Here is a 26,473-nt window from a genome sequence, read left to right as displayed (position 1 = left end):
TGTTTATCCAATTTATAGAAACTGTAAAATGCAAGCAAGTTTAATAACAACATATCGGTGTAATGCCAAATGCAATATGTGCAATATTTGGAAACACCCATCAAAACAACAAGAGGAAATAGATTACTCTTATTACGAAAAGCTTCCTGACGGACTAAGAATAAACATAACAGGAGGCGAAGCTACACTTCGTGGAGATATTGATGAAATCTTTCGTATTCTATACCCTAAAGCTTCTTTATTAGAGCTAAGCACGAACGGATTCAATACTGAAACAATTGTTAGACTTGCAAATAAATACCCCAATATTCTTATAAGGGTTAGTTTGGAGGGACTTCCGACAATAAATGATTCCAAAAGAGGAACTGTGAATGGTTTTGACCATGCCTTAAAAACAATGCTCGAGCTTAAAAAAACCAAATGTAAAAACATAGGCTTTTCGGTTGTTATCTCTCCTGATAATTATAAAGATTTACTCTATTTGTACGATTTATGTGTAGCACTGGACGTGGAATTGGGTAACTCTGCTGTTCATAATTCTTGGTATTTTCAAAAAGAGGATAACTTAATAACCAGCCAAGAAGCCCTAGAGCAACACGAACTATTTGTAAGAGCCTTGTTGCAATCTAAGCGTAGAGGGTTCAAAAAGAAACTGAAAGATTATGGTCGTGCATACTTTAATCGCAGTATTTACAGAAGACTTCGTGGTGATGAGTCGGGATACAGACCGCATTGTGGTGCTTTAAGCGATTTTTATTTTATAGATCCGTATGGCAATGTATCGCCATGCAATGGCTCTAGCGAAGAAATAATTATTGGCAATATAAAGGAAAATAGTATTGAAGAAATTCTAAACTCCGATAAAGCAAAAGAAGCAATGGAAATTGTGATGAACTGTAAGCGTAACTGTGCTTTTATCGTGACTGAAAGACACGATATGGTTCGCAAACCTTGGAAGCCCATATTGTGGATATTGAGAAATAAAATACGCATTATGCAAGGCAAAAAGGTAGCATTCGAGTGAGAGTAGCTGTATTTGGCACAAGAGGATTTCCCTATATTCAGGGTGGAGTAGAAAAGCACTGTGAGTATATCTATTCTTATTTAGCAGATAAGCATGAGATAACCGTATTCAGACGCATCCCTTATGTGTGCCAAACACCTCATAGCCCTATTCATTTTATAGACCTGCCATCTACTAAGATAAAAGGTTTTGAAGCTTTCTTTCATTCATTTCTTTGTACACTTATTTGTGTTTTTAAGCGTCCTGATGTGATACACATCCATAACATTGGTCCCGCTTTTTTCTCTCCGCTATTGCGTTTGTTTGGGCTTAAAGTGGTGCTTACATACCATAGTCCCAATTATGAACATGCTAAGTGGGGGAGATTTTCAAAAATGCTACTAAAGATTGCTGAGTATATTTCGCTACGTGCTTCTAATCATATTATTTTTGTTAATAAATACCAACTGGAAAAACAGAACATCCGTATACAAGCAAAATCAACTTATATTCCTAATGGGGTTGTGAAACAGAGAAAGGTTGTACAAAGAGGGAAGTTATTTGCCACACACGGAATAAAAAACAATTTTATCTTAGGAGTAGGGCGAATTACCCCTGAAAAAGGATTTGATGTATTAATACAGGCATTTCAACAAGCCAATGTCTCCATATATCAATTAGTTATTGCAGGTGGCGTTGATAACGAACATGGTTATTTCAAGAAACTGCAGGATATGGCAAAAGATAATGTGGTGTTTACAGGAGTTCTTACTAGTGAAGAACTCACAGAACTATACTCGCACGCTTCTTTGTTTGTACTTCCGTCGTACAATGAAGGATTTCCGCTTACACTACTTGAAGCCATGCAACTAGTAAACAAAGTATTAGTAAGCGATTTGCCAGCTACACGTTTATTAGCATTAAATGAAGAAGACTATGTCAAAGTAGGGAGTGTAACAGACTTAGCTCAAAAAATAATGGAGAAGTTGGAACAGCCATGTTTTAGTACAGTTAAGTATAATACTTCTTCATATGACTGGGAGTTAATCGCATCCCAAACTGAAGAAGTATATAAAAATGCAAGCCAATGAAAAAGGTGTTGTTTATATGTCTCTTATTGTTGAAAACGATAACGCTGTTTTCTCAAGTCTTATCCTCTGTCGAATATGGCGCTACCCTTCACACAGGCGATAACACACCTCTGTGGCATACTGCCAATCAGCACGGACTTTCTTCTATCAAAAATAATACTTATATCCGCGGTAGCGTTTTCTACGAGAAGGAACGTGGAGATTGGAATTACCAAAGTGGACTTGACCTTGTAGCTGCTGCCGGATTTACTTCGACCTTTGTACTACAACAAGCTTTTGTAGATGTTACATATAAAAAATGGGGTGTCTCCGTTGGCAACAAAGAATCTACCCAACCATTATTGAACGAGCAACTTAGTAGCGGTGGGTTAATATGGTCGGGCAATGCGCGACCAATACCACAAGTAAGGGTAGGAATATTGGATTATGTGCGACTGTCGGACTGGATTCGCTTCAAAGCAGAGTTATCATACGGTTGGTTTACAGATAACAATTATCAACGGAAGACGGTAGGGGAGAATAACTTCTATACAAAGGATATTAAATACCACCATAAACGCTTCTATATGCGTATTCAAAAGCCACAGAGTCGCTGGATATTCGACATAAGCGCAAGTCTTGACGCACAATTTGGCGGGTATAGAATAGAGGGAGACGAAAAAGAAGATCTTGGTAATAGAATAAAAGACTACTGGAAAATACTTATACCTAAGGGAGAGGATGACAAACAGAAATACTACGAAGGTAATCACATGGGATACGAACACTTGCAAGTTACCTATGATGCAGGCGCTTATAGCATTTCTGCCTATATGGAAAACTACTTTGACGACTTCTCGGGTATGGGTAAACAGAATGGCATGGATGGTCTTTGGGGCATAGAATGGCGTACTAATACTCCACAATTTATCAACGGACTGGTACTTGAGTACTATCAAACTACCAATCAAAGCGGGCCATTACATGGGTTAGACAATTCTGTAGTTACTAAAACTGGTGGTGCTGACGATTATTATAATAACCATCAATACCCTGGTTGGACCCATTGGGGGATGTCAATGGCAAATCCTCTGATTGCATCACCTATTTACAATAAAGATGGAAACCTGAGTTTCAAATACAACCGGGTAAAAGCAATTCACTTAGGATGGGAAGGTGTTATCTCTTCACAATTAAGTTATCTCGCCAAGCTCTCGTATAGCCAAACGTGGGGAACACCCTTCAAACCCACCATAAATATATTAGAAAATTACAGTATGTACATAGGGCTTAATTATATACATACTAAAAATAGTAGTTGGAATATACAGCTCTCTACTGCATTCGATACGGGAGATATCTATGGAGATAACTTAGGAATGCAAGTGAAGGTGAGGAAAAGGTTTTAATATAAAGAAAATTATCTATCTTTGTAACCGTTATAAAATTAAGATATCCGGATGAATTACATACAAACCGAAATTAACGGCGTATGGTTAATAGAGCCTAATGTGTTTTCTGACCCCCGAGGATACTTCATGGAGTTCTTTAAGAGAGAAGAATTCGAAGCGCATGTAGGCAATATAAACTTCGTTCAAGAAAACGAATCACAATCTACATACGGTGTACTTAGAGGATTGCATTACCAAAAAGGAGACTTTAGTCAAGCCAAGTTGGTACGTGTTATTAAAGGTTGCGTACTCGACATTGCTGTAGATTTACGTAAATCATCTCCTACTTTCGGCAAACATATCAGCGTAGAACTTTCAGGAGAGAATAAACGACAGTTTTTTATTCCACGTGGTTTTGCACATGGTTTTTTGGTGTTGAGCGATGAAGCTGTGTTTACCTACAAGGTAGATAATATATATGCTCCACAAGCCGAAGCAAGTATTTTATACAATGATAGAGACCTAAACATTAGTTGGCCGATTAGTGAAACGCAAATTATTCTTTCGGCGAAAGATAGAAATGCGTTATCATTCAGCCAAGTAGAATATTTTGAATAATCAATTTGAGTAACAATGAAAATAGCAATTGTAGGAACAGGGTATGTTGGACTGGTTACAGGCGCTTGTTTTGCCGACACAGGCATTAAAGTGGTGTGTGTAGATACCAACGAAGCCAAAATCAAAGGATTACAAGAAGGCGTTATACCTATTTTTGAAACAGGACTGGATGAGCTGGTATTACGTAATACAAAAGCCGGACGTCTTGAATTCACAACTTCTTTAGAAAGTGTATTAGATGATGTTGAAGTAATATTCAGTGCTGTAGGTACTCCGCCCGATGAAGATGGTAGCGCAGACTTAAAATATGTGCTGGAAGTAGCTCGTACTATTGGTCGCAACATGAAAAAATACGCGTTGGTCGTAACTAAAAGCACTGTGCCAGTGGGTACGGCTCTGAAAGTGAAAGCCGCTATTCAAGAAGAGCTTGATAAACGCGGCCTTTCTATTGATTTTGATGTAGCTTCCAACCCGGAGTTTCTCAAAGAAGGAAATGCGATTGCCGACTTTATGAGTCCCGATCGTGTAGTGGTAGGAGTGGAGTCTGAGCGTGCTCAGAAATTAATGACCAAGCTCTATAAGCCGTTTTTGCTGAACAACTTCCGCGTAATTTTCATGGATATTCCTTCGGCAGAGATGACTAAATACGCAGCAAACTCTATGCTTGCTACTCGTATTAGCTTTATGAACGACATTGCTAATTTGTGCGAGCTAGTAGGAGCTAACGTAGAAATGGTTCGCAACGGAATTGGTTCAGATACCCGTATTGGACGTAAATTTCTCTATCCGGGTATAGGTTATGGAGGTTCTTGTTTCCCAAAAGACGTAAAAGCATTGGTGAAAACTGCTGAACAAAATGGATATCGTATGCGTGTTCTTGAGGCAGTAGAAGCGGTAAATGAAGATCAAAAATCTGTGTTGTTCAAGAAATTGGAGAATTACTTTGGTGGTAACCTAAAAGGTAAGACCATTGCTCTTTGGGGACTTTCTTTCAAACCCGAAACCGACGATATGCGCGAAGCACCTGCCTTGGTACTTATTGATTTGTTGCTTAAAGCTGGTTGCAATGTGCGTGCATACGACCCTGTAGCAATGGAAGAAACCGAGCGAAAAATAGGTCAAGTGATATACTATGCCAAAGATATGTATGAGGCTGTGCTCGATGCTGACGCTTTGATGTTGGTAACCGAATGGAAAGAGTTTCGCGTACCTTCGTGGCCAGTAGTTAAGAAAGCCATGGTAGGAGATGTAGTCTTTGACGGACGTAATATCTACGAAAAAGAAGAAATGAAAGAAGCAGGATTTACACACTTTGGAATAGGAAAGTAGTTACTGTAAGTATAATTAATGAGCATATTGTTCTTGTAAACATTGACAATATGCTCATTTTTTTTATTCAAACCTATCCAATAACAAATCAAGAAAAGACTTTCCTCTGAATTAGCTTGAACCAACACGCCAGTACAATACCTTTGGCAATACTACTTAAACTAATAGACCACCAGATACCTTCCACACCCATTCCCTTACTCGTTAGCAGAATCGCAAGCGGGATGCGAAGATAATTGAATGTTATACTAATAATGGCAGGCGGCATAGTGCGGCCAATTCCGTAGAAAACACCTTGTGTGGTAATCTCTAACATCATAAATAGTTGCGAGTAACCCACAATACGAAGATATGTTCCGCCAGCAAGAGAAGCTGCTTCTTCGGGTACAAAGACTGAGAAAAGTTCTGTGCCGAAGCAAACAAAAAGAAGAGTACAAAAGCCGCCAAACACAAGTGTCATCCAAAGCGTAGTATGCCAAGCCTTGAACACACGCTGGCTCTGCCGAGCAGCATAGTTTTGTGCGATAAATGCTCCTAAAGCTGTAGAGAATCCCTGGGAGGTATTCCAAGTTATAGCTTCTATTTGTCCGCCAGTAGTAAGCGCAGTAAGTCCTAAGTGCCCTCCATACTGCGAAGCAGTACGTCCTAAGAAAATATTCACAAACGCAAAAAGGGTATTAAAGAGTGCTACCGGTGCTCCCAACTTTAGAATACGCACAGAGTATTTCTTGCGCAAACGGGTAAGAAAGGGGAATCTGTCGAGCAACACATCTCTACACCGAAGCTGGTACACAAACAAACTGAAAACTGTTGCTTGCGATACCCAAGTGGCATACCCGGCACCTTCTATTCCCCAACCGAATCCAAAGATAAAGAGCGGGTCGAGTAACATATTCATCACCAGTCCCGAACCTGTAATATAAAAAGGCACAGTACTTCGTCCTGAAGCATTATAAATTCCACTGAATGCAGCAGACAAGAAGACAAAAGGGAAAGCAGTAGAAATTATACGTAGATAGGATACACTATTGTGTGCTATCTCGCTTTGCATCTTAAACACACTGATAATGGGATGTGCAAAAACAAAAAGTATCAAGCCAAGCGAAAGAGAAATAATCAATGCAATGGTTATGTTGTGCGAAGCAAAATGTCGTGCATCTTCTTGATTTCGTGCACCAATTGATTGCCCTACACTTACTTCGGATCCAACTTTATTAAGTAATGAAATAGAATTGGCAACCCACGAAAACATACCTGCTGCACCAACAGCAGCTACAGCTTCACTACCTAACCTACCTACCCATGCCATATCTGTGAGGCTATATGCCATTTGGATAAATGAGGTAGCCATAATGGGTAATGCCAAATTGAAAAGTTGTTTATGTATGGCTCCTTTTGTGAGATCTTTAATTCCCTTCATCGGTGTTAGTTGTTGTTGCTTGGGTGGTCGCGATTCGCTTGCGTCTCCAAAAGAACAAATCGCTCCAACGATTAAAATCCTTACGGAACACAATACCTATTCCTTGTGTTGAAAGGCTATTGCGTAACATAATACGATTGTTTGTTTGGTTATATGCTTTTAGGCGTATCTCTCCTGATGGCATAAGTAGCCATTCTACATCAAAATCGCCTACAAAATTGGAGTTAGCCAACGGATTATCACGATAACCGAAATTTCCATTTATTAATAAACGATTATTGAGTAGCTGTGCAGAAAGCACACCTTCTATTTCCACATCAGTCCATCCCTCTTCGCCTGTACTTAGGTTAGTACCGATGTTCCAATTATTGCTATTGAATATCTGTGAAATCATGTTATTTAGCTGTCCCGAAAGAGTAGAAAAGAGTGCAGAAGGCATTATTTTAGAGCTTTGAGCAATATTTATATAGTTAGGCGTATAGAACTTACCAATAGCAAGCAAATAAAGAAACTGCATACTAATGTCTTCCTCTGTATTAACGATATTACGCACTTGGGCCTGCAATTCGTCGGATTCGTAAGGAAGTTCAATAGCTAACGAAATATCAGGTCTATCGAGTGAACCAGCGAGATTCATCAAACAATTCACTCGTACATTTGGATTTCGATCACTCGTATCTAAACCTAAATCGCTCAATGATACAGTGTTTACTAAATAGGCGGCTTGTACATTCAAGTTTGCATTCTCCATACTTCCATTGAAATTGACGCTGCTGCCATCTTTTATAGTAAAGTCTTTGCGGATTACCTCTTGTAAACTAAACTTGTAGATACCTTGCGTTATATCATAACTGCCAAACATGCGAAAATCGCCCTTATTGTAAAAGTCTGCACGAAGATTACCATAACCTCTACCAGCAATATAATCACCCGAAACTGGATCCATAATAACCCGCACTTGAGCTTCTGGAGTAGCATCTACCTGTATATTCAAACGAATATCCAGTTCATCTTCATCTTCCTCCTCATTATCAGGCAAGCGTTGTGTGAAATCAAAACCGTTTGAGACTTGTAATGAATCTTGTAAGAATATACGAGTCGGTGTCTTGTCATTAAAGCTAATAAACTGCGTACCTACAGCCGAGGAAGCAGGTGCCAAAGAGTAAACAAAGGTTGTATTTCGATTTGTGGTAACCGCAGCATTTACAGTTAGTTCTTGCCCATTACCTCGTAATGTAGTATTACCGGTACAATATGCTGTTCCGTAAAATGGAAAGTCATCATACTCAGAGATATTCATCACTTGCATATTATCTACATTTACTGAGATATCATATTGGAGGTTTTTAAAGTGTTTATAGCTTACATTTCCGTTGACAAGACCACTTCCTTGTCCGTTGGCACCTGTAATTGCTAAGTTCTTTAGAGTAATACCTCCTGGAGATAGGTGAATACTATCTTTTAATGTAACAGGGATTTTGAGTGTATTAATAAATACATCTGCTTCAGTCATTACTGATCCATCAAGATTCAAAGAAGAGAAACCACCAAACAATCTCACTTTACCCGAACCTCTTCCATCTACATCCCTAAAGAGACCGTCAATGAAGTGTTCGATGAATTTTATATTGGTTCGATTAGCATCAATGAACAAATCTAATCCACTTTTAGGTCTAAGTGGATAGATATAACCTGTTACATGGGTTTTAGAGATTTCCTCTTCGGCTATGTTTGCAACCAGATGAATACCCTCTTGACCTTCGTCCCATTCACCACTAATATCCATATCACCTAATAGTCCATTGTTAAAGCTAAAATTACGAATGTGTAGATTAGTATTCATTACCGGGTCTTTAAGAGCACTTACAAGGAAAGCGCTTCCAGTAGCACTGCCTTTAAAGTCTACACTTGGCAAGAGTATATTAAAAATATATCCTAGACTAACCTCCTTCAGGTCTACTTGTAGTAATTCTTCAGGCTGATCAGAGATTATGCCATTTATCCGTAAAAACTGATCTTCATGTGCAAAATTGAAATTATTAACCGACACGCTTCCTTTACTTGCGACAATCTGCGAGGGATGTATTTTCCAAATGGTATCATTAAGAATTACATTGGTAGGGTATATATCAACAATAGCAGAAACTGCTTTTTCTTCATCAGTAGAAAAGGAAGTTTTTGCCTCTAAAACTCCACTGTAAGTAACTGCGGCATTGTTACCCCAGTTGAAGCGAGTGGTTAGTTCATTATCCTTTCCCTGTAGGTCAAAGGAGTAGTTTACCACACCACCTTTACGGTAATTACTGAACCTAATATGTCCACTTAAAGCATCATTTAAATTACTACAATTAATAACACCCGATTCTATAAATGACTTTCCGTAGCTCATTCGAGGAAAATACCCATCTAATTGAATCTTATTATTTGTATCACTTACATATCCGCGAATAGTAGAATGGCTATATATATATAAAGGTATATCAAAGACGACTGGGAGTATTTCTGTATCAAATATCTGCACATTAAATTCGAAATTGTTATGAGTGGGTACAAAAGAGGCGCGATCTGGTTTTTCAAAAACAGTAGGAAGATACGTTCTTATTATATTTAGAACACTATTTGTTAGGTCTTTATAAGAGTATTCACCTACAACATCTGCTGTAATAAGATGCGATCTCAAAGCCAATGCTTTCTTCCCATTAATTTGCCTCGAAGTAATGCGCATGTTCTCCATAAAATAATCTTTCTCCGGCCCGTTAAAGATAAAACTATCAATATCCAACTGCCCGATAACATCATCAATATTATTGCCGTAAAAGTCCGCATTAACCTTCAAGGAGATTTCGGTATCTTTGTATTTATCCGGAGTCAAATTTAAACTGTGCAGACGGGCTTTCTTTAGTTCTGCATTAAAATTAAAAGCAGGAATAGTCTCGGCTGTGTTAATATAACCGTTAAGATAGAAAGAGCCATTTTCGTCTTCGAGTGCTACTTTTCCATCGAATCCACCGTTAATAAACTCGCCGTCAAGTGTTATGTTGTTGTAGTTGTATTGACTATATTCAATGGATTCTATCACACCTTTTAACATTAGGTAGGGGTACTCGCCAGCTTTCAAAGTACTGTTTACATCCAAATCGAAAGTTACATTACCCAAATTCTCTTCGGCAAGCAGTTTGCCTAGCTGAAAATCTGCCGTCATTAAATTCCCAGAATAAGAGAATGTCCCAGCTTCTTTGTCAGCGCTCAGCTTCACATCTCCATCTACCATCCCTACATCCGAGCGAAAGTTGCCGTACATAACTAAGTCTGTAAAGTAGCCCGTTATATCTCCTTTAAAAGCAACATCACCCAAACGAGTAAGAATAGTGGGCGTTTTGCTATTTTGCTTACTGAGGTTACGTGCAAGAAACTCAACTCCTTCTTTAGTTGCTGAAAAATTGGAAAGTTTACCATAAATATACGCATCTTCTGGTGTGGATAGGTTTTGCAAGTTGATTTCCCCGCGCAAGGATAGATGGCTATCAGCATATATGTTTAGATAGTTGCACGTGATATCATCTAGATTTCCATAGCCTTCAATCTTTAGATTCACCTTTTCACTAAAGTTAGCAAATGCAGGCACAAAAGGAGTAAAATCTTGCAAGGTTAGATAAGAGTTTTGCGTTTTGAAATCAAAACTTACTTTGGTATTGAATTTGGTTAGTGAACCAAGACTATCATATGCAAAAGCGATAGTATCCATTTGTAAAGAAGTGCCCGGTAGTTCAACCATAAGATCTTCGAGTAGTAAGTGGTTGTCATTACCAATGACTTTCAAATTAAGTTTTCGTAACTCCAACCCCGACTGTTCATCTACACTAAAACGACGTACCTGTGCATTAATCGTATCTTTTTTCAATGCCTTTAACGAAATATTGCCGAGTAAGTTGTATAATTTTATGTGATTAGGATTGAACTTGCCGGGAGTCTCTTCCTCAGAGAGCACGTCGTAGGCTATTTTCCCACGACGAACAAGTAAGGAGTTTATACGTAAATCAAGATTACTCTCTTTCTTAATTGTATCTTCTGAAGCAAAAGCATCCAATAAAAATTGAAAGTTTACATCTGCTTCAGGTGTTAACCTATTAAGATTGACGTCAAAGCCGAACAATTGCACTGTTCCTATCGAAATTCGTCCTTGAAAGAGAGAAGCAATATCATATTTCGCAGAAAGACGTGAAACCTTTATCATTTCTTTGCCCGAAAGATCGTCAACTAAGACATCATCAATTATAATACGGTTCAAGAAACCAAGATTAATACGACCTACACTTACCTTGGTGTTTAGAAAAACAGACAATTCATTCGTTACAGCCAATGCTACTTTACGTTGAACAACAGGGACGCTCAACAATGCAACAGTACCGACATACACAAAGAGTATAATGCCAAGCAAGTAAAATATGATGTTCCTAACTTTTTTAATAGTGAATATTCATTTTAATTAGCGAACAAAAATATAAAATATAACCCAATGAATTGACATTATGACTACTTTTGCAGCGTTAAATAAAGAAAATATGAGTGTAATAATTTTAGGGATTGAATCTTCATGTGATGATACATCAGCTGCTGTTACTAAAGACGGGATACTACTATCCAATGTAGTAGCGAGCCAGGCAATACATGAAGCGTACGGTGGAGTTGTTCCCGAACTAGCTTCGAGAGCACACCAGCAAAACATAGTTCCTGTAGTACACGAAGCATTGAAGCGTGCTAACGTAACTAAAGAAGAACTAAACGCCATAGCTTTTACACGTGGACCGGGGTTAATGGGATCATTGCTTGTGGGAGTCTCGTTTGCTAAAGGGTTGGCACGTTCGCTTGGTATTCCAATGATAGACGTTAATCATCTCTCGGCACATGTGCTGGCACACTTTATTAAAGATGAAAGCAATGCGGAACAACCTGAATATCCATTCCTCTGTCTACTCGTTTCGGGAGGAAACTCACAAATCATTTTGGTGAAGTCTTATAAAGAGATGGAAGTGTTGGGACAAACTATTGACGATGCTGCTGGCGAAGCTATTGATAAGTGCTCAAAAGTGATGGGGCTTGGTTATCCAGGTGGCCCGATTATCGACAAACTAGCACGTCAAGGAAACCCAAAGACCTACACATTTAATAAAGCGCAAATTCCGGGATTGGATTATAGCTTCAGCGGATTGAAAACTTCCTTCTTGTATTCGCTAAGAGATTGGATAAAAGAAGACCCTGATTTTATTGAACACCATAAAGAGGACTTAGCTGCTTCGCTGGAAGCAACAGTTGTAGAAATTCTTATGGATAAGCTCTACAAAGCTGCCAAAGAATACAAAATTAAGCAAGTTGCATTGGCTGGAGGAGTTTCGGCAAATACTGGTTTGCGAAACGCATTTCACGATTATGCCAAACGGTATGGTTGGAAAGTGTTTATTCCCAAATTTAGCTACACCACTGATAATGCAGCGATGATCGCTATTACTGGTCACTTCAAGTATAAGGATAAAGATTTTGCTTCGATGGATCTTCCGGCTTATTCTCGCGTTATATTATAGTTTTATAACAAATAATAATCGCATCTATGGATAAAGAGGAGAGCAGACTAAAAGCAACACTTGGAAGTGATATCTTTAACGAAGACAACACTCCATTAGAAGTTGCTGTAGGAGCACTTTTGAAGAAAAAAGGATTGACCCTCTCCACTGCCGAGAGCTGCACTGGTGGACAAATCGCAACATTAATAACTTCTGTTCCGGGTAGTTCCGTTTATTTCAAAGGAAGTATTGTAGCATACGCTAATGACATTAAAGTTTCTTTACTGAATGTATCACCTAAAACACTAGAAATATATGGTGCAGTAAGCGAAGAAACAGTGAAAGAAATGGTAAAAGGAGCGATGAATTCACTGAAAACAGACTGCGCCATTGCTGTCTCAGGAATAGCGGGTCCTGACGGAGGAACGAAAGAGAAACCAACAGGAACAGTTTGGATAGCAGCTGCTTATAAAGAACAAACAGCAACTTTCTTGCAAACATCTGACAGAGGACGCGAACAAAACACGAAGCGCGCTGTAACCAATGGGTTAATTTTACTACTTGACTTACTTAATAAAGGAAAATATGCTAAAGTTCAATGAATTATTAAAAGAATTATTTGCGTAATAAAGATAAAAGTGCTTACTTTGCGCTCTGTTTGAAACAAGCATAGCAAAAAACTGTAAAAAATAAGATAGAAATGTCGAAGATTTGTCAAATTACCGGAAAGAAAGCCATGATTGGCAACAATGTTTCACACTCAAATAGAAGAACCAAAAGAACATTTGATGTAAACTTGTTTAGTAAAAAGTTCTATTATGTAGAACAAGATTGTTGGATTACCTTAAGCATCAGCGCTTCAGGGTTGCGCGTTATTAATAAGAAAGGTCTTGATGCAGCATTGAAAGATGCAGTAAACAAAGGCTTTTGTGACTGGAAGAACATTAAAGTAATTGGCTAATTAAGAGGAGATTGAAATTATGGCAAAGAAGGCAAAAGGTAATAGAGTACAAGTGATTCTGGAATGTACAGAACACAAAGACAGTGGTATGCCGGGTACATCTCGTTATATCTCTACAAAAAACAGAAAAAATACTACTGAAAGATTAGAATTGAAGAAATACAATCCGATCTTGAAGAAAATGACAGTACATAAAGAAATTAAATAAGAATATAAGCAATGGCAAAGAAAACTGTAGCAAGTTTGCAAGACGGTAGCAAAGAAGGCCGTTCTTACACAAAGGTTATCAAAATGGTTAAGTCTCCTAAAACAGGTGCTTACATGTTTGACGAACAAATGGTTCCTAACGATAAAGTTCAAGAGTTCTTTAAGAAGTAATTTCTTAGAAACAAAACAATATAGAAAAGCCTCTCAATTAAAGTTGGGAGGCTTTTTTTTGACTGTTTTTCGATTCATTTCTCAGTGATTTTGGCTCTGTTTCTCAGTGAATTTCTGTAAAAAACCACTGATAAACAGAGCCAAAATCACTGAGAAAATCCACATGCAAACTCAAAACGGAATAGCATTTAGCATACATATCAACTCCTTTGGTAAATAAAATATGCGCTAAATGTGTTCTACTAACCAGTAAATACCCTATTTTCACTTTATTTTATTTCACTATGCAACTTAGAAATCCTATCTTTGTAAACTAATCTACAAACAACTTAAGCAGTATGGGATTTTTTAATTTCTTCTCAAAAGAGAAAAAAGAGACATTAGATAAAGGGTTGTCTAAAACAAAAGAAAGTGTTTTTGGTAAAATAGCACGTGCTATTGCCGGAAAAACAAAGGTAGACGATGAGGTACTCGACAATCTAGAAGAAGTATTGATCACATCTGATGTTGGCGTTGAAACCACATTAAAAATCATAGAACGTATTGAAAAACGAGCGGCAAACGATAAATATATAAACACCGAAGAGCTCAACAATATTCTACGTGAAGAGATTGAAGCCCTTCTTATGGAAAACCACTCTGCCGACGTAGAAGATTTTGATACACCTAAAGACAAAAAGCCGTACGTAATAATGGTTGTTGGTGTAAATGGAGTAGGAAAGACAACGACTATAGGAAAGCTTGCACATCAGTTCAAATTAGCAGGGAAATCAGTATATCTCGGTGCAGCAGATACATTTCGTGCGGCAGCAGTAGAACAACTTGTAATCTGGGGAGAACGCGTAGGAGTACCTGTAATAAAGCAAAAAATGGGAGCAGACCCTGCTTCGGTTGCTTTTGACACACTGAGTTCGGCAGTTGCTAATAATGCTGATGTTGTTATCATTGACACAGCCGGACGCTTACACAACAAACTTGGCTTAATGAATGAGCTAACCAAAATCAAAAACGTAATGCAAAAGGTAGTACCTGATGCACCCAACGAAGTACTACTCGTTTTAGACGGTTCCACCGGGCAAAATGCCTTTGAGCAAGCCAAACAATTCACTTTGGCCACCGAAGTTACTGCTTTAGCAATTACCAAATTGGATGGAACAGCTAAAGGTGGCGTTGTTATTGGTATATCTGACCAATTCAAAATTCCAGTAAAATATATTGGGCTAGGAGAGGGAATGGAAGATTTACAAGTCTTTCGCCGTAAAGAGTTTGTAGAATCATTATTCGGTAGCGAATGAAGCGTAAAACAATCGATGTAATCACTTTAGGGTGTTCCAAGAATCTAGTAGACAGCGAACAGCTTATTCGACAATTGGAAGCAGTTGGATTTAATGTAACCCATGATACAGAAGCACCAGAAGGAGAAATTGCCGTTATAAACACCTGTGGATTTATTGGTGATGCAAAAGAGGAATCTATCAATATGATTCTGGAATTTGCACAAAAAAAAGATGAAGGAGAACTTGAAAATTTGTTTGTAATGGGTTGTCTTTCGGAACGTTACCTCAAAGAACTTTCAATCGAGATACCACAAGTAGACAAATTCTATGGTAAATTCAACTGGAAAGAATTACTAGGTGACCTTGAGAAGTCTTATGATGACAATCTAAAATTAGAGCGTACACTCACTACTCCCAACCATTATGCTTATTTGAAAATATCCGAAGGTTGCGACCGCAAATGTTCATATTGTGCTATTCCTATTATAACGGGCAAACATGTATCGCGCCCTATGGAGGAAATTGTAGAAGAAGTTAAATATTTAGTTTCCAAAGGCGTAAAAGAGTTTCAAATCATTGCGCAAGAACTTACCTACTATGGCATTGATTTGTATAAGAAACAAATGTTACCCGAACTCGTGGAGCGTATAGCAGATATTCCCGGTGTGGAATGGATACGCCTACACTATGCATACCCAGCTCATTTTCCTTATGATCTGCTGCGCGTAATGCGCGAACGTAGCAATGTTTGCAAATATATGGATATTGCTTTACAACACATCAGCGATAATATGCTGAAGTTGATGCGGCGTAATGTATCCCAAGAAGAGACCTACGAACTTATCCGTCGTATGCGCGAAGAAGTACCAGGTATCAATTTGCGCACTACACTCATGGTAGGACATCCCGGTGAAACAGAATCTGACTTTGAAGAACTAAAAGAATTTGTTCAAAAAGCACGATTCGATCGCATGGGAGCCTTTATTTATTCGGAAGAAGAAGGAACATACTCGGCAAAAAAATACAAAGATTCTATTCCTGAAGAAATAAAGCAAGCTCGTTTAGATGAACTAATGTCTTTGCAACAAAGCATATCAGCCGAGATTGCTTCTGAAAAAGTAGGCAAACAATTCAAGGTAATTATCGACCGCATAGAAGGAGATTATTATATTGGTAGAACTGAGTTTGATTCACCCGAAGTAGATCCTGAAGTACTCATCCAGAGAAAGAATAATACGTTGCAAATAGGTTCAATGTGTCAAGTTTTGATTACCAATTCGGATGATTTCGACCTATTCGGTGAAATTGTTTAATTTTTCGCAACTTTTTTGGCTATATCGTTATTTTTCACTAATATAGCAGCGAACTAATTATAGGAAAAGTGAAACATAAAGAACTTATTTCAGCACTTTCGGACAAAATGGGGCTCTCTAAAGATAAAACCTCAAACCTTGTAGATTTGCTTATTGCAGGTATTACCGAAGATTTGCAAGAAGGCAACTCAATACTCATTGCTGATTTGGGAACCTTTTCGGTGAAGAAAAAGGAAGAACGCATTATTATTAATCCTTCCACCAAGCAACGAATGCTTGTTCCACCCAAACTCGCCGTCCACTTCAAGCCTAGTAGTAACCTTAAAGAAAAGCTTAAATAACCTGTCATGGCAGATAGAATTACAATTCCCGAATTAGTCAAACACCTATTCGAGAAAGAAGAAGGATTCAATAAAAAGAACTCAGAAATCTTTATCAAAGAATTTTTTGCGTTGATCAAAGAAAGCCTTGAAAGCGAAGGTTATGTTAAGATTAAAGGCTTCGGAACTTTTAAGTTAATAGAAGTAGAGAGTCGCGAAAGTGTAGACATCAATACCGGTAAACGTATTGAAATCAAAGGGCACTCTAAGGTTTCATTTACCCCCGATACTGTATTAAAAGAGTCGATCAATAAGCCATTCGCGCATTTTGAAACAGTTGTACTCAATGACAATGTGTCTTTTGAAGATACACTGGAAGATTCTGAAATAAAAACAGAGACAGAGGAAACACCTATAATTCCTCCTGTGCCAACTACAACTGAAGCAATCAAGGAACCTAAACTGGAAGAACCACTTCAAAAAGAAGTTCCTGTGACTAAAACCCTGAAGCAACCTGCAAAAACAGCAGCTAGCTCTACTCCCAAGAAAACTAAAACCGAAAGAAAGCCGATTTGGTTGTGGGTGTTGCTAACTGTAGTTATTATTGTTATTGGTGCTGCCTGTTATTTTTCCTACAAAACAGAGATTGACGCCCTGTTGGGTAAGTCACTTCCACAAGATGAACAAGTTGAAGTAACTACTCCAGCCGTTCAAACTCCTGAAGAACCAGAAACAGATACCCCCGAACCGTCTATACTGCCTGTAGACTCTGTGGAAACCACTGCTACACCAACTGAAGCATCACCGCAACAGACTATCATCCCTAAAAGATCACACGTAGTAACAGAAATGGACACTACTACCCATCAGATTGTAGGAACAAAAGCCACACGAACACTCAAAGAGGGCGAAACACTAGTAAGGTTAGCACTCGAATACTACGGAACAAAAGACTTGTGGCCATTCATTTATATACACAACAAAGCAAAGATATCCAACCCCAATGTAGTACCACCAGGCGTAACACTTAATATACCTGAACTACAAAAGAAGTAACCAGCAAACCACACTGAACTTGCTGTGCTATCTTTATTTCACAACGATTAAAACACTTAAAGCGTTTGCCTTTGTTTTTTAATAAATTTTAGTTGTAATGGTTAATTATAAGCCGTATTTTTGGATGCGTTTTTTTACAGAACAGAATCCAAAACAATAAAATTAATAAAAAATATGGCTGAATCAATTGATATTCGCGAGCTTAACGAACGAATTGAAAGACAAAGTGCTTTCGTTACGAACCTAACGACAGGAATGGACCAAGTCATTGTTGGTCAAAAACACTTAGTTGAATCACTCCTAATCGGACTTCTATCCGATGGTCACATTTTGCTGGAAGGAGTTCCCGGTTTGGCAAAAACGCTGGCTATCAAAACATTGGCTTCACTTATTGAAGCGAAATATAGTCGCGTACAATTTACACCCGACTTACTCCCCGCCGACGTTATAGGAACTATGGTATATAGTCAGAAGGACGAAGGCTTCCACATCAAGAAAGGACCGGTTTTTGCAAACTTTGTATTGGCAGATGAAATAAACCGTGCACCAGCTAAAGTGCAGAGTGCATTACTCGAAGCTATGCAAGAGCGCCAAGTGACTATCGGCAAGGAAACGTTCAAATTACCTGAACCATTCTTAGTATTGGCGACTCAAAACCCAATAGAGCAAGAAGGAACCTATCCTCTTCCTGAAGCACAAGTAGACCGTTTTATGCTTAAAGTAGTTATCGACTACCCTAAACATGAAGAAGAAAAGCTAATCATCCGTCAAAATATAACCGGCGCTAAATTTGATGTAAAACCCATTCTCAAGGCAGAAGAAATACTCGAAGCACGTAAAGTTGTTCGAGAAGTATATCTTGATGAGAAAATAGAGCGCTATATTGTTGATATTGTATTTGCGACCCGTTTCCCCGATCAGTATGGACTCAAAGAGTTGAAAGATATGATTGGATTCGGAGGTTCGCCTCGTGCTTCAATCAATTTAGCATTAGCAGCTCGCACATACGCCTTCATTAAGCGTCGCGGATATGTAATTCCAGAAGATGTTCGTGCAGTAGCACATGATGTGCTTCGCCACCGCATTGGTTTAACTTACGAAGCCGAAGCCAGTAACATTACTTCAGAAGAAATTATCAGCAAGATATTGAACAAAGTTGAAGTGCCTTAATGGAAACAAGCGATATACTTAAAAAAGTTCGTCAAATCGAAATCAAAACCCGCGGACTCTCTAACAATATTTTTGCCGGTCAATACCATACAGCTTTTAAGGGTAGGGGAATGGCCTTCTCGGAAGTACGGGAGTATCAGTTTGGAGACGATGTGCGCGATATTGACTGGAATGTTACCGCACGCTTTAACAAGCCCTATATAAAAGTGTTTGAAGAAGAGCGCGAACTTACGGTAATGCTAATGGTTGATGTCTCGGGGAGTTTGGAGTTCGGCACAATCAAGCAATTCAAGAAAGATATGATAACAGAGATTGCAGCAACGATTGCTTTCTCGGCTATCTCAAATAATGATAAGATTGGAGTTATCTTCTTTTCGGATAGAATAGAGAAGTTTATTCCTCCCAAGAAAGGACGTAAGCATATTCTGTATATCATTCGCGAATTGATTAATTTTGAACCAGAAAGTCGCCGTACCAATATACGTGTAGGGATTGAGTATCTTACCAATGTTATGAAAAGACGGTGTACAGCATTTATTTTATCTGACTTTATTGACCAAGAGAGCTTCAAGAATGCACTTATCATAGCTAATCGCAAACACGATGTAGTGGCTTTGCAGGTGTATGATAAACGTGTAGCTGAACTACCGTCGGTTGGGTTGATGAAAATAAAAGATGCTGAAACTGGTTACGAACAGTGGATTGATACTTCTTCGGCAGCAGTACGACGCGTACACAACGATTGGTGGCGCAAAAAACAGGAAGAGCTGAGCGACACTTTCAAGAAAAGCAATGTTGATGCTGTTTCTGTTCGTACTGATCAAGATTATGTAAAAGCATTACTTAATTTGTTTGCAAAACGAAACTGATAATGAATCGAAAAAAAACACTTATAATACTATTTCTAGGGCTCTTTGGAAAGCTTATCGCGCAAAACGTTACGATAGAGGCTCAAATAGACTCATTGCAGATACTTATTGGTGAGCAAACCAAAATAAGGCTAGAAGCAACGGTAGATAACGGACAAGAAATTATTTTTCCACATTTCAGAGATACAATCGTGCGCGGTGTAGAAGTACTTGAAACTCTCAAGCCCGATACACAATACCTGAATAATAAGCAGCGATTGCATATTACGCAAGAATATCTTATCACTTCTTTTGACTCGGCTCTTTATTATCTACCGCCACTTTCCGTATTGGTAGATCAGCGAGAATACAAGTCAAAGGCACTTGCTTTGAAAGTATACACAATACCTGTAGATACAGAGAACCCAGATCACTTCTTTGGACAGAAAACAGTAATGAAGCCTCCTTTCGTATGGGAAGATTGGTGGCTGCTTATTGCTCTTTCGTTTGTTTTCATTCCCATACTAGTATTGCTGTTCTACCTTATAGTGCGTTTGCGCGATAACAAACCAATAATCCGTAAGATAAAAGTAGAACCTAAGATACCACCTCACAAATTGGCGATGCAGGAAATAGAACGTATCAAAAATGAAAAGAGCTGGCAGAAGGGCGAACCTAAAGCTTACTATACGGAACTTACTGATGTGATTCGTACATATATTGATGGTCGCTATGGTTTTAACGCTATGGAAATGACTTCGTCCGAAATAATTGACAAACTAATGTCTATTGGCAACAAAGAGGATATCAAAGAATTGAGATTACTCTTTCAAACAGCTGATTTAGTAAAGTTTGCCAAGCATAGTCCTTTGATGAACGAGAATGATGCTAATTTGATTAATGCTATCGACTTCATCAACGAAACTAAGTCTGAGGAAGAAGAAAATGCCAAACCACAACCTACAGAAATTACAATTATAGAGAAACGCTCTTTGCGCTCAAAAATTATACTAATAACAAGTATTGTTGCACTAGCTACAGGAAGTGTTGTTGCACTAACTTATATTGTAATAAGACTAATAGAATTACTTTCTTAACCTACTGATTTACTTGTTTATAGTACATTATATTTAACTTAAAAGATAAAGAATGGTATTTGCCAATATTGAATATTTGTTTTTGTTACTCTTGCTCATACCATACATTGTTTGGTATATAATAAGAAGAAAGAGAAATGAGGCAACTCTACAGGTTTCGGATGCCAGGGTGTATGCTCATACGCCTAAAACATGGAGAATATACCTATTGCATGCTTCCTTTGTGCTTAGAATTGTAGCGTTGACAATGATTATTATAGTGCTTGCCCGACCACAATCAACTAACAGTTGGCAGAGTAGCGAAATAGAAGGGATTGATATAATGATTGCAGTCGACGTTTCGACCAGTATGCTGGCAGAAGACTTGAAACCTAATCGTTTGGAAGCAGCTAAAGATGTAGCCGCAGAGTTTATTAATGGCCGTCCAAATGATAATATAGGTATCGTAGTCTTTGCGGGTGAAACATTTACACAATGCCCACTAACTACTGATCATGCGGTACTTCTAAACCTCTTCAACAGTATCAAGACAGGAATCATTGAAGATGGAACAGCTGTAGGGATGGGAATTGCCAATGCTGTTTCCCGGTTGAAAGATAGTAAAGCAAAATCTAAAGTAATTATTCTACTGACCGACGGAACCAATAACCGTGGAGACATTTCGCCATTGACTGCTGCCGAGATTGCTAAAAGTTTTGGTATAAGAGTTTACACTATTGGTGTAGGTACAAACGGTACTGCTCCGTACCCATATCCCACAGCTATGGGTGTGCAATATGTAAATGTACCAGTAGAAATTGATGAGAAAGCTCTTTCGCAAATAGCAGGTATTACCGATGCGCAGTACTATCGTGCAACCAGTAATACTAAACTGAAAGAGGTATATGAGCAAATAGATAAATTGGAGCGTACGAAATTGAATGTAAAAGAGTTCAGTAAACGTCAAGAGGAATACAGAATCTATGCATTTATCGCATTGTTGTGTGTTCTGCTGGAGGTTTTGTTACGCAATTCTGTATTAAAGAAATTACCCTAACAAAGATTGTAAGAAATGTTTCGATTTGAAGACCCAACCTATTTATATATATTACTGGCGTTACCATTGCTGGTAGCTTTCTACCTATATTCTAATTTCAGAAAGCGAAAAGCATTACGTAAATTTGGTGATCCGGTTATAATGGCTCCTTTGATGCCAAGTGTATCTCGCTATCGCCCTGATGTTAAGTTTTGGCTGGTTTTTACTGCTATTGCACTACTTACAGTAGTTTTGGCACGTCCGCAATTTGGCTCAAAAACTGAAACTGTAAAACGGAGTGGGGTAGAAGTTATCATAGCATTGGATATTTCTAACTCAATGCTGGCACAGGATGTGGAACCAAGCCGCTTAGAACGTGCTAAGCGATTAATGTCCAGACTGGTGGATGAATTGAATAATGATAAAGTAGGTATCATCCTATTTGCCGGAGATGCTTATACGCAGCTACCGATAACAAGCGATTATATTTCTGCGAAGATGTTCTTAGAGTCTATAAATCCGTCACTTATCTCCAAACAAGGAACAGCAATTGGTACAGCCATAAACTTGGCTATGCGTAGTTTTACTCCGCAAGAAGGCGTAGGGCGTACAATTATTATTATTACTGATGGCGAAAACCATGAAGGAGGTACTATTGAGGCTACGAAAACTGCACAAGAAAAAGGAATACAGGTAAATGTAATAGGTGTAGGTTCTACCGAAGGTTCACCAATTCCTGTGCCCGGCACGCGCGATTTCTTAAAAGACAAAGACGGAAATGTGGTTGTTACCCGCCTGAATGAATCTATGTGCAATGAAATTGCACAGACCGGAAAGGGAATTTACACACACCTCGACAACTCAAATGCCGCACAACGTGCTATTGTTAAAGAAATAAATAACATCGCCGAATCAGATATAGAAAGTACAATCTACACTGATTTTAACGAGCAATTTCAAGCTGTAGCATGGATTGTTTTATTGCTGCTGTTTGCCGAGTTGTTGGTATTAGAATCCAAAAATCCATTATTCAGAAACATTCGTTTATTTTCAAACAAGCAATAGTAGTATGTTAGCAAACAGATATATAGTATTCTCATTGCTCGTGGCGATAAGCATTAGCGTCACAGCACAAAAAGCTGAGCGTGAGCACATCAGAAAAGGTAATCGTCAATTTAATGACAGTACCTTTGTTGATGCAGAGGTTAGCTATCGCAAAGCATTGGAGGTAAATCCAAAATCAACCATTTCTATGTATAATTTAGGCAATTCATTGACCAATCAACATAAATTTCAAGAGGCAATGGACCAATACCAAGCTGCTGCCGACATAGAAAAGGATAAGTCAAAGTTGGCACAAATATATCACAACGCAGGAGTTATCTTCATGGCAGGCAAAGACTATGCTAAGGCGGTAGAAGGGTTCAAGCAATCATTGCGGAACAACCCTACCGATGATGAAACACGCTACAATTTGGCATTGGCACAAAAATTGTTAGAGCAACAACAGCAAGACCAGCAGAATCAAGACCAAAATCAAGATCAGCAGGAGCAAGAGCAACAAGAGCAAGAAAACGAAAAAAATCAGGAACAGCAACAAAACCAAGATCAGCAAGAACAACAGGAACAGGAGCAACAGCAACAACCTCAAGAGAATGAAATGTCTAAAGAGAATGCGGAACAAATGCTCAACTCTGTGATGCAAGATGAAAAAGAGGTGCAAGAAAAAGTGAAACAGAAACAACAAGTGCTACAAGGCAGGCGTTTAGAGAAAGAATGGTAAATAACTACGAAATAACGATAAAAAGATGAGGAAATTGATTCTCTTATTATGTATACTCCCATGGATAAGTCAAGCTTACGCTGAAAAAATAACCTTTACAGCTTCTGCCCCCGATGTAGTAGCAGTAGGTGATCAGTTTAGGTTGGCTTACACGGTTAGTTCACAAAAAGTAAAAGATTTCCGTGCGCCGGGATCAATAGATGGATTTGATATTTTAATGGGACCAAGCAGGTCGCAACAAAGCAGTACATCAATCATTAACGGTAGCATGACCTCTACAAGCAGTATAACGTATACTTATATATTATCGGCAAATAAGGAAGGAGAATTTTCCATTCCTGCAGCAACCATTGTGGCAGAAGGAGAAACGCTAATCTCTAATGCTGTTAAGATTAAGGTAATACCTGCCGACCAAGGCGGCACGACATCGGGAAGTAGCAATAATAACAACTCCCGAAGCAATACAGGAAGTGCTTCGAGCGCATCTTCCGGCAATACCGTTTCCAATGAAGATTTGTTTATTACGGCTACTGCCGCTAAAACAAATGTGTACGAACAGGAAGCCTTTCTACTTACTTACAAAATATATACCCTGGTAGACTTGCGCAGTTTTGATAATGTGAAATTGCCCGATTTTAAGGGGTTCCACTCACAAGAAGTAGAACTTTCGAGCAATCAAAAATGGCAATTAGAGCATTATAAAGGCAGGAATTATCATACAACAGTATATCGCCAGTTTGTACTTTTTCCACAACATGGTGGCGAATTGACGATTGAACCGGCTCGTTTTGATGCCTCGATAGCCAAAGTGATTAGAGATAGAGATCCGTTTGATGCTTTCTTTAATGGCGGAAGCAACTATGTAGAGATTAAAAAAACAATCAACACACCAAAAATAACGGTGAATGTTAGCTCATTGCCTAGCAAACCGGCAGGTTTCTCGGGTGGAGTAGGAGATTTCAATATAACTTCTTCCATCAACACGCAAGAGCTTAAAACAAATGAAGCAATTACACTGAAACTGGTTATTTCGGGTACAGGGAACATGAAGTTGATATCCAATCCAGTTGTTGAGTTTCCACCGAGCTTTGAAACATACGAACCCAAAGTAGATAACAAAGTACGCTTAACCAGCAACGGGCTAACAGGAAATAAGGTCATAGAATACCTGGCTATAGCACGACATGCTGGTGAATATACCATTCCGGCAATAAAGTTTAGCTATTTTGATCTCAAAAGTAAGTCGTATAAAACACTTACCACCGAAGAATACAAAATTAACGTAGAAAAAGGAGCCGGGAATGCCGAACAGGTAATTGCTAATTTTACCAATAAAGAAGAATTAAAAATATTGGGTGAAGACATTCGCTTCATCAAAATGAATGATGTGACGTTCCGTCCCAAAGGAGAATTCTTCTATAACTCACTGCACTATTGGTTATATTTTATCCTTCCTGCATTAGCATTTATTGCGTTCTTTATATTGCACCGCAAACAAGTGGTTGAAAATGCGAACGTAGCAAAAGTTAAAACCAAAAAAGCGAACAAAGTAGCTACCAAACGATTGAAATTAGCCGGTAAACTCCTTAACGAAAACAAGAAAGACCAATTCTACGACGAAGTATTGAAAGCTCTTTGGGGGTATATTAGCGACAAATTGAATATTCCTGTATCCAAACTATCGAAGGATAACATCGAAGAAAAATTAATTAAGTATGGTGTGAACGAAGAACAGACGAAAGAATTCCTCAACGCGTTACACGAATGTGAATTTGCACGTTTTGCACCAGGAGACGAGAGCCAGGCTATGGATAAAGTCTATACAACGGCATTAAATGTTATCAGTAAGATCGAAAACTCTATTAAACACTAGTAAGAGGAGAATAAAAACATGAAAAAGATACTCGTATATATATGTTTCCTGATGATAACTACACTTAGTTATGCAGAAAACCAAACAGACACGTTAGAACAATCTGCACCGGCACAGTTTAAAGAAGAAGCTGCCATGCAGAAGGCTCCAACAAAAGCTCAAGCTGATAGCGCCTATATGAATGCCGACTATGCTACGGCCATTCACTTGTACGAAACATTGCTAGAAGAAAAGGGTGAAGCAGCGGAGGTATACTATAACCTAGGAAACAGTTACTACAAAACCGAAAATATAGCCAAAGCTATTGTAAACTACGAACGAGCTTTGCTACTCAAACCGGGCAATGGAGACTTTCGTGCTAATTTAGAGATTGCCCGTGCCAAAACAGTAGACAAAGTAACCGAAGTGCCGGAAATATTCTTTGTCTCGTGGATTAAGTCACTAATAAACAGCGCCAATATAGATGTTTGGGCAAGATGGTCAATAGCATTCTTCTTACTGTTTATTGTAGCACTTTATTTCTTCTTCTTTTCAAAAAGCACGATAATGAAGAAAATAGGATTCTTCGGTGGGGTAGTGGTGCTGATATTTGCAGTTACAACCATGCAATTTGCTTCGTATCAAAGACAAACCTTGTTGAACCGAAAAACTGCTATCATAATGAACCCAAGCGTTACCATACGTAGCACTCCCAATGAAAGCGGAACAAATCTTTTTATCTTGCATGAAGGAAAAAAAGTGCGAATAAAAGATAATTCCATGCGCAATTGGAAAGAAATCATGATCGAAGATGGTAAAGTGGGATGGGTTTCGGCAGATGATATAGAGATTATTTAACCAATCACTTTTTTTGCTTATAGTTCTTGCTCCGAGAGACTATGGATGTTGGAGCAAATGCTTATGGTTCTCGAGTCGTTTACTTATGGCTCTTGAGTCGTTTGCTTATGGCTCTTGATGCAACTGCTATAAGCAGAAAAACGGACTGCAATTTAA

The 26,473-nt window shown here is 38.5% G+C and carries 24 protein-coding genes; 22 read left to right on the top strand and 2 right to left on the bottom strand.

Going from position 1 to position 26,473, the window contains the following annotated elements:
* The first annotated feature begins 28 nt into the window (after nt 1-28).
* Genes D0T50_RS08625 through D0T50_RS08605 form a run of 5 tightly spaced genes read left to right on the top strand, consistent with a single transcriptional unit; the run spans nt 29 to nt 5,411 of the window.
* Nucleotides 29-1,024, top strand: coding sequence for a radical SAM protein (locus D0T50_RS08625; protein WP_163223123.1), 996 nt, complete (start codon nt 29-31; stop codon nt 1,022-1,024).
* A complete protein-coding gene (locus D0T50_RS13880; RefSeq protein WP_163223122.1) occupies nt 1,021-2,094 on the top strand; it encodes a glycosyltransferase family 4 protein in 1,074 nt (357 codons plus the stop codon). The genes D0T50_RS08625 and D0T50_RS13880 overlap by 4 nt, the downstream gene beginning before the upstream one ends.
* Nucleotides 2,091-3,482, top strand: coding sequence for a capsule assembly Wzi family protein (locus D0T50_RS08615; protein WP_163223121.1), 1,392 nt, complete (start codon nt 2,091-2,093; stop codon nt 3,480-3,482). Before D0T50_RS13880 ends, D0T50_RS08615 begins: the two co-directional genes overlap by 4 nt.
* A gap of 51 nt (nt 3,483-3,533) precedes the next feature.
* Nucleotides 3,534-4,082, top strand: coding sequence for a dTDP-4-dehydrorhamnose 3,5-epimerase (rfbC, locus tag D0T50_RS08610; protein WP_163223120.1), 549 nt, complete (start codon nt 3,534-3,536; stop codon nt 4,080-4,082).
* Nucleotides 4,083-4,097: 15 nt separating this feature from the next.
* Nucleotides 4,098-5,411 carry a UDP-glucose/GDP-mannose dehydrogenase family protein gene (locus D0T50_RS08605; RefSeq protein WP_163223119.1) on the top strand — a complete coding sequence of 438 codons (1,314 nt, stop codon included), beginning with the start codon at nt 4,098-4,100 and terminating at the stop codon, nt 5,409-5,411.
* A gap of 88 nt (nt 5,412-5,499) precedes the next feature.
* Here the strand turns inward: D0T50_RS08605 and D0T50_RS08600 are convergent, their stop codons facing one another.
* Entirely contained in the window at nt 5,500-6,831 is a 1,332-nt protein-coding gene (locus D0T50_RS08600; RefSeq protein ID WP_163223118.1) for an MATE family efflux transporter, read from the bottom strand.
* Complete coding sequence (locus D0T50_RS08595; RefSeq protein WP_163223117.1) at nt 6,818-11,269, bottom strand: translocation/assembly module TamB domain-containing protein; 4,452 nt, start codon at nt 11,267-11,269, stop codon at nt 6,818-6,820. Before D0T50_RS08595 ends, D0T50_RS08600 begins: the two co-directional genes overlap by 14 nt.
* 124 nt (nt 11,270-11,393) lie before the next feature.
* Between D0T50_RS08595 and tsaD the strand changes: the two genes are divergently transcribed.
* From tsaD to D0T50_RS08510, 17 genes are all read left to right on the top strand, one after another.
* A complete protein-coding gene (gene tsaD, locus D0T50_RS08590) occupies nt 11,394-12,410 on the top strand; it encodes a tRNA (adenosine(37)-N6)-threonylcarbamoyltransferase complex transferase subunit TsaD (protein WP_163223116.1) in 1,017 nt (338 codons plus the stop codon).
* Nucleotides 12,411-12,436: 26 nt separating this feature from the next.
* Nucleotides 12,437-12,991 carry a CinA family protein gene (locus D0T50_RS08585; RefSeq protein ID WP_163223115.1) on the top strand — a complete coding sequence of 185 codons (555 nt, stop codon included), beginning with the start codon at nt 12,437-12,439 and terminating at the stop codon, nt 12,989-12,991.
* A gap of 98 nt (nt 12,992-13,089) precedes the next feature.
* A complete protein-coding gene (rpmB, locus tag D0T50_RS08580) occupies nt 13,090-13,350 on the top strand; it encodes a 50S ribosomal protein L28 (RefSeq protein ID WP_163223114.1) in 261 nt (86 codons plus the stop codon).
* A gap of 19 nt (nt 13,351-13,369) precedes the next feature.
* Nucleotides 13,370-13,558 (top strand): 50S ribosomal protein L33, encoded by a 189-nt coding sequence (gene rpmG / locus D0T50_RS08575; protein WP_163223113.1) that lies wholly within the window; start codon nt 13,370-13,372, stop codon nt 13,556-13,558.
* Nucleotides 13,559-13,569: 11 nt separating this feature from the next.
* Nucleotides 13,570-13,728, top strand: a complete 159-nt coding sequence (locus D0T50_RS08570) for a DUF4295 domain-containing protein (RefSeq protein WP_163223112.1) — start codon at nt 13,570-13,572, stop codon at nt 13,726-13,728.
* A 338-nt stretch (nt 13,729-14,066) separates the two neighbouring features.
* A complete protein-coding gene (ftsY, locus tag D0T50_RS08565; RefSeq protein WP_163223111.1) occupies nt 14,067-15,023 on the top strand; it encodes a signal recognition particle-docking protein FtsY in 957 nt (318 codons plus the stop codon).
* Complete coding sequence (gene rimO, locus D0T50_RS08560) at nt 15,020-16,318, top strand: 30S ribosomal protein S12 methylthiotransferase RimO (RefSeq protein WP_163223110.1); 1,299 nt, start codon at nt 15,020-15,022, stop codon at nt 16,316-16,318. Before ftsY ends, rimO begins: the two co-directional genes overlap by 4 nt.
* 68 nt (nt 16,319-16,386) lie before the next feature.
* Nucleotides 16,387-16,659 carry an HU family DNA-binding protein gene (locus D0T50_RS08555; protein WP_163223109.1) on the top strand — a complete coding sequence of 91 codons (273 nt, stop codon included), beginning with the start codon at nt 16,387-16,389 and terminating at the stop codon, nt 16,657-16,659.
* 6 nt (nt 16,660-16,665) lie between these two features.
* On the top strand, nt 16,666-17,694 hold the full coding sequence (locus D0T50_RS08550; RefSeq protein WP_163223108.1) for an HU family DNA-binding protein: 1,029 nt from the start codon (nt 16,666-16,668) through the stop codon (nt 17,692-17,694).
* A 174-nt stretch (nt 17,695-17,868) separates the two neighbouring features.
* A complete protein-coding gene (locus D0T50_RS08545; protein ID WP_163223107.1) occupies nt 17,869-18,864 on the top strand; it encodes a MoxR family ATPase in 996 nt (331 codons plus the stop codon).
* Entirely contained in the window at nt 18,864-19,733 is an 870-nt protein-coding gene (locus tag D0T50_RS08540; protein ID WP_163223106.1) for a DUF58 domain-containing protein, read from the top strand. The genes D0T50_RS08545 and D0T50_RS08540 overlap by 1 nt, the downstream gene beginning before the upstream one ends.
* 2 nt (nt 19,734-19,735) lie before the next feature.
* Nucleotides 19,736-20,809: a protein BatD gene (locus tag D0T50_RS08535; protein ID WP_163223105.1), complete on the top strand. Its 1,074-nt coding sequence runs from the start codon at nt 19,736-19,738 to the stop codon at nt 20,807-20,809.
* A gap of 52 nt (nt 20,810-20,861) precedes the next feature.
* The gene (locus tag D0T50_RS08530; RefSeq protein ID WP_163223104.1) at nt 20,862-21,845 is read left to right on the top strand and encodes a VWA domain-containing protein; all 984 of its coding nucleotides are present in this window, start codon (nt 20,862-20,864) and stop codon (nt 21,843-21,845) included.
* 15 nt (nt 21,846-21,860) lie between these two features.
* Nucleotides 21,861-22,889, top strand: a complete 1,029-nt coding sequence (locus tag D0T50_RS08525) for a VWA domain-containing protein (protein WP_163223103.1) — start codon at nt 21,861-21,863, stop codon at nt 22,887-22,889.
* A gap of 4 nt (nt 22,890-22,893) precedes the next feature.
* Nucleotides 22,894-23,607, top strand: a complete 714-nt coding sequence (locus tag D0T50_RS08520; RefSeq protein ID WP_163223102.1) for a tetratricopeptide repeat protein — start codon at nt 22,894-22,896, stop codon at nt 23,605-23,607.
* A gap of 25 nt (nt 23,608-23,632) precedes the next feature.
* Complete coding sequence (locus tag D0T50_RS08515) at nt 23,633-25,480, top strand: BatD family protein (protein WP_163223101.1); 1,848 nt, start codon at nt 23,633-23,635, stop codon at nt 25,478-25,480.
* 18 nt (nt 25,481-25,498) lie between these two features.
* On the top strand, nt 25,499-26,317 hold the full coding sequence (locus D0T50_RS08510; protein ID WP_163223100.1) for a tetratricopeptide repeat protein: 819 nt from the start codon (nt 25,499-25,501) through the stop codon (nt 26,315-26,317).
* The last annotated feature ends 156 nt before the right edge of the window (nt 26,318-26,473 follow it).

Source organism: Bacteroides sp. 214 (assembly GCF_010501015.1).
GTDB lineage: Bacteria > Bacteroidota > Bacteroidia > Bacteroidales > Bacteroidaceae > Bacteroides.
This window is presented reverse-complemented; position numbering and strand designations above follow the sequence as displayed.

What these genes read in the sequence shown, in the direction of transcription:
- rpmB (WP_163223114.1), top strand. Translation starts at nt 13,090, where the DNA reads ATGTCGAAGATTTGTCAAATTACCGGAAAGAAAGCCATGATTGGCAAC.
- D0T50_RS08520 (WP_163223102.1), top strand. Translation starts at nt 22,894, where the DNA reads ATGTTAGCAAACAGATATATAGTATTCTCATTGCTCGTGGCGATAAGC.
- D0T50_RS08605 (WP_163223119.1), top strand. Translation starts at nt 4,098, where the DNA reads ATGAAAATAGCAATTGTAGGAACAGGGTATGTTGGACTGGTTACAGGC.
- D0T50_RS08510 (WP_163223100.1), top strand. Translation starts at nt 25,499, where the DNA reads ATGAAAAAGATACTCGTATATATATGTTTCCTGATGATAACTACACTT.
- ftsY (WP_163223111.1), top strand. Translation starts at nt 14,067, where the DNA reads ATGGGATTTTTTAATTTCTTCTCAAAAGAGAAAAAAGAGACATTAGAT.
- D0T50_RS08570 (WP_163223112.1), top strand. Translation starts at nt 13,570, where the DNA reads ATGGCAAAGAAAACTGTAGCAAGTTTGCAAGACGGTAGCAAAGAAGGC.
- D0T50_RS08545 (WP_163223107.1), top strand. Translation starts at nt 17,869, where the DNA reads ATGGCTGAATCAATTGATATTCGCGAGCTTAACGAACGAATTGAAAGA.
- D0T50_RS08530 (WP_163223104.1), top strand. Translation starts at nt 20,862, where the DNA reads ATGGTATTTGCCAATATTGAATATTTGTTTTTGTTACTCTTGCTCATA.
- tsaD (WP_163223116.1), top strand. Translation starts at nt 11,394, where the DNA reads ATGAGTGTAATAATTTTAGGGATTGAATCTTCATGTGATGATACATCA.
- D0T50_RS08585 (WP_163223115.1), top strand. Translation starts at nt 12,437, where the DNA reads ATGGATAAAGAGGAGAGCAGACTAAAAGCAACACTTGGAAGTGATATC.
- D0T50_RS08525 (WP_163223103.1), top strand. Translation starts at nt 21,861, where the DNA reads ATGTTTCGATTTGAAGACCCAACCTATTTATATATATTACTGGCGTTA.
- D0T50_RS08625 (WP_163223123.1), top strand. Translation starts at nt 29, where the DNA reads ATGCAAGCAAGTTTAATAACAACATATCGGTGTAATGCCAAATGCAAT.
- D0T50_RS08515 (WP_163223101.1), top strand. Translation starts at nt 23,633, where the DNA reads ATGAGGAAATTGATTCTCTTATTATGTATACTCCCATGGATAAGTCAA.
- rpmG (WP_163223113.1), top strand. Translation starts at nt 13,370, where the DNA reads ATGGCAAAGAAGGCAAAAGGTAATAGAGTACAAGTGATTCTGGAATGT.
- D0T50_RS08540 (WP_163223106.1), top strand. Translation starts at nt 18,864, where the DNA reads ATGGAAACAAGCGATATACTTAAAAAAGTTCGTCAAATCGAAATCAAA.
- D0T50_RS08535 (WP_163223105.1), top strand. Translation starts at nt 19,736, where the DNA reads ATGAATCGAAAAAAAACACTTATAATACTATTTCTAGGGCTCTTTGGA.
- D0T50_RS08550 (WP_163223108.1), top strand. Translation starts at nt 16,666, where the DNA reads ATGGCAGATAGAATTACAATTCCCGAATTAGTCAAACACCTATTCGAG.
- D0T50_RS08615 (WP_163223121.1), top strand. Translation starts at nt 2,091, where the DNA reads ATGAAAAAGGTGTTGTTTATATGTCTCTTATTGTTGAAAACGATAACG.
- rimO (WP_163223110.1), top strand. Translation starts at nt 15,020, where the DNA reads ATGAAGCGTAAAACAATCGATGTAATCACTTTAGGGTGTTCCAAGAAT.
- D0T50_RS08600 (WP_163223118.1), bottom strand. Translation starts at nt 6,831, where the DNA reads ATGAAGGGAATTAAAGATCTCACAAAAGGAGCCATACATAAACAACTT.
- rfbC (WP_163223120.1), top strand. Translation starts at nt 3,534, where the DNA reads ATGAATTACATACAAACCGAAATTAACGGCGTATGGTTAATAGAGCCT.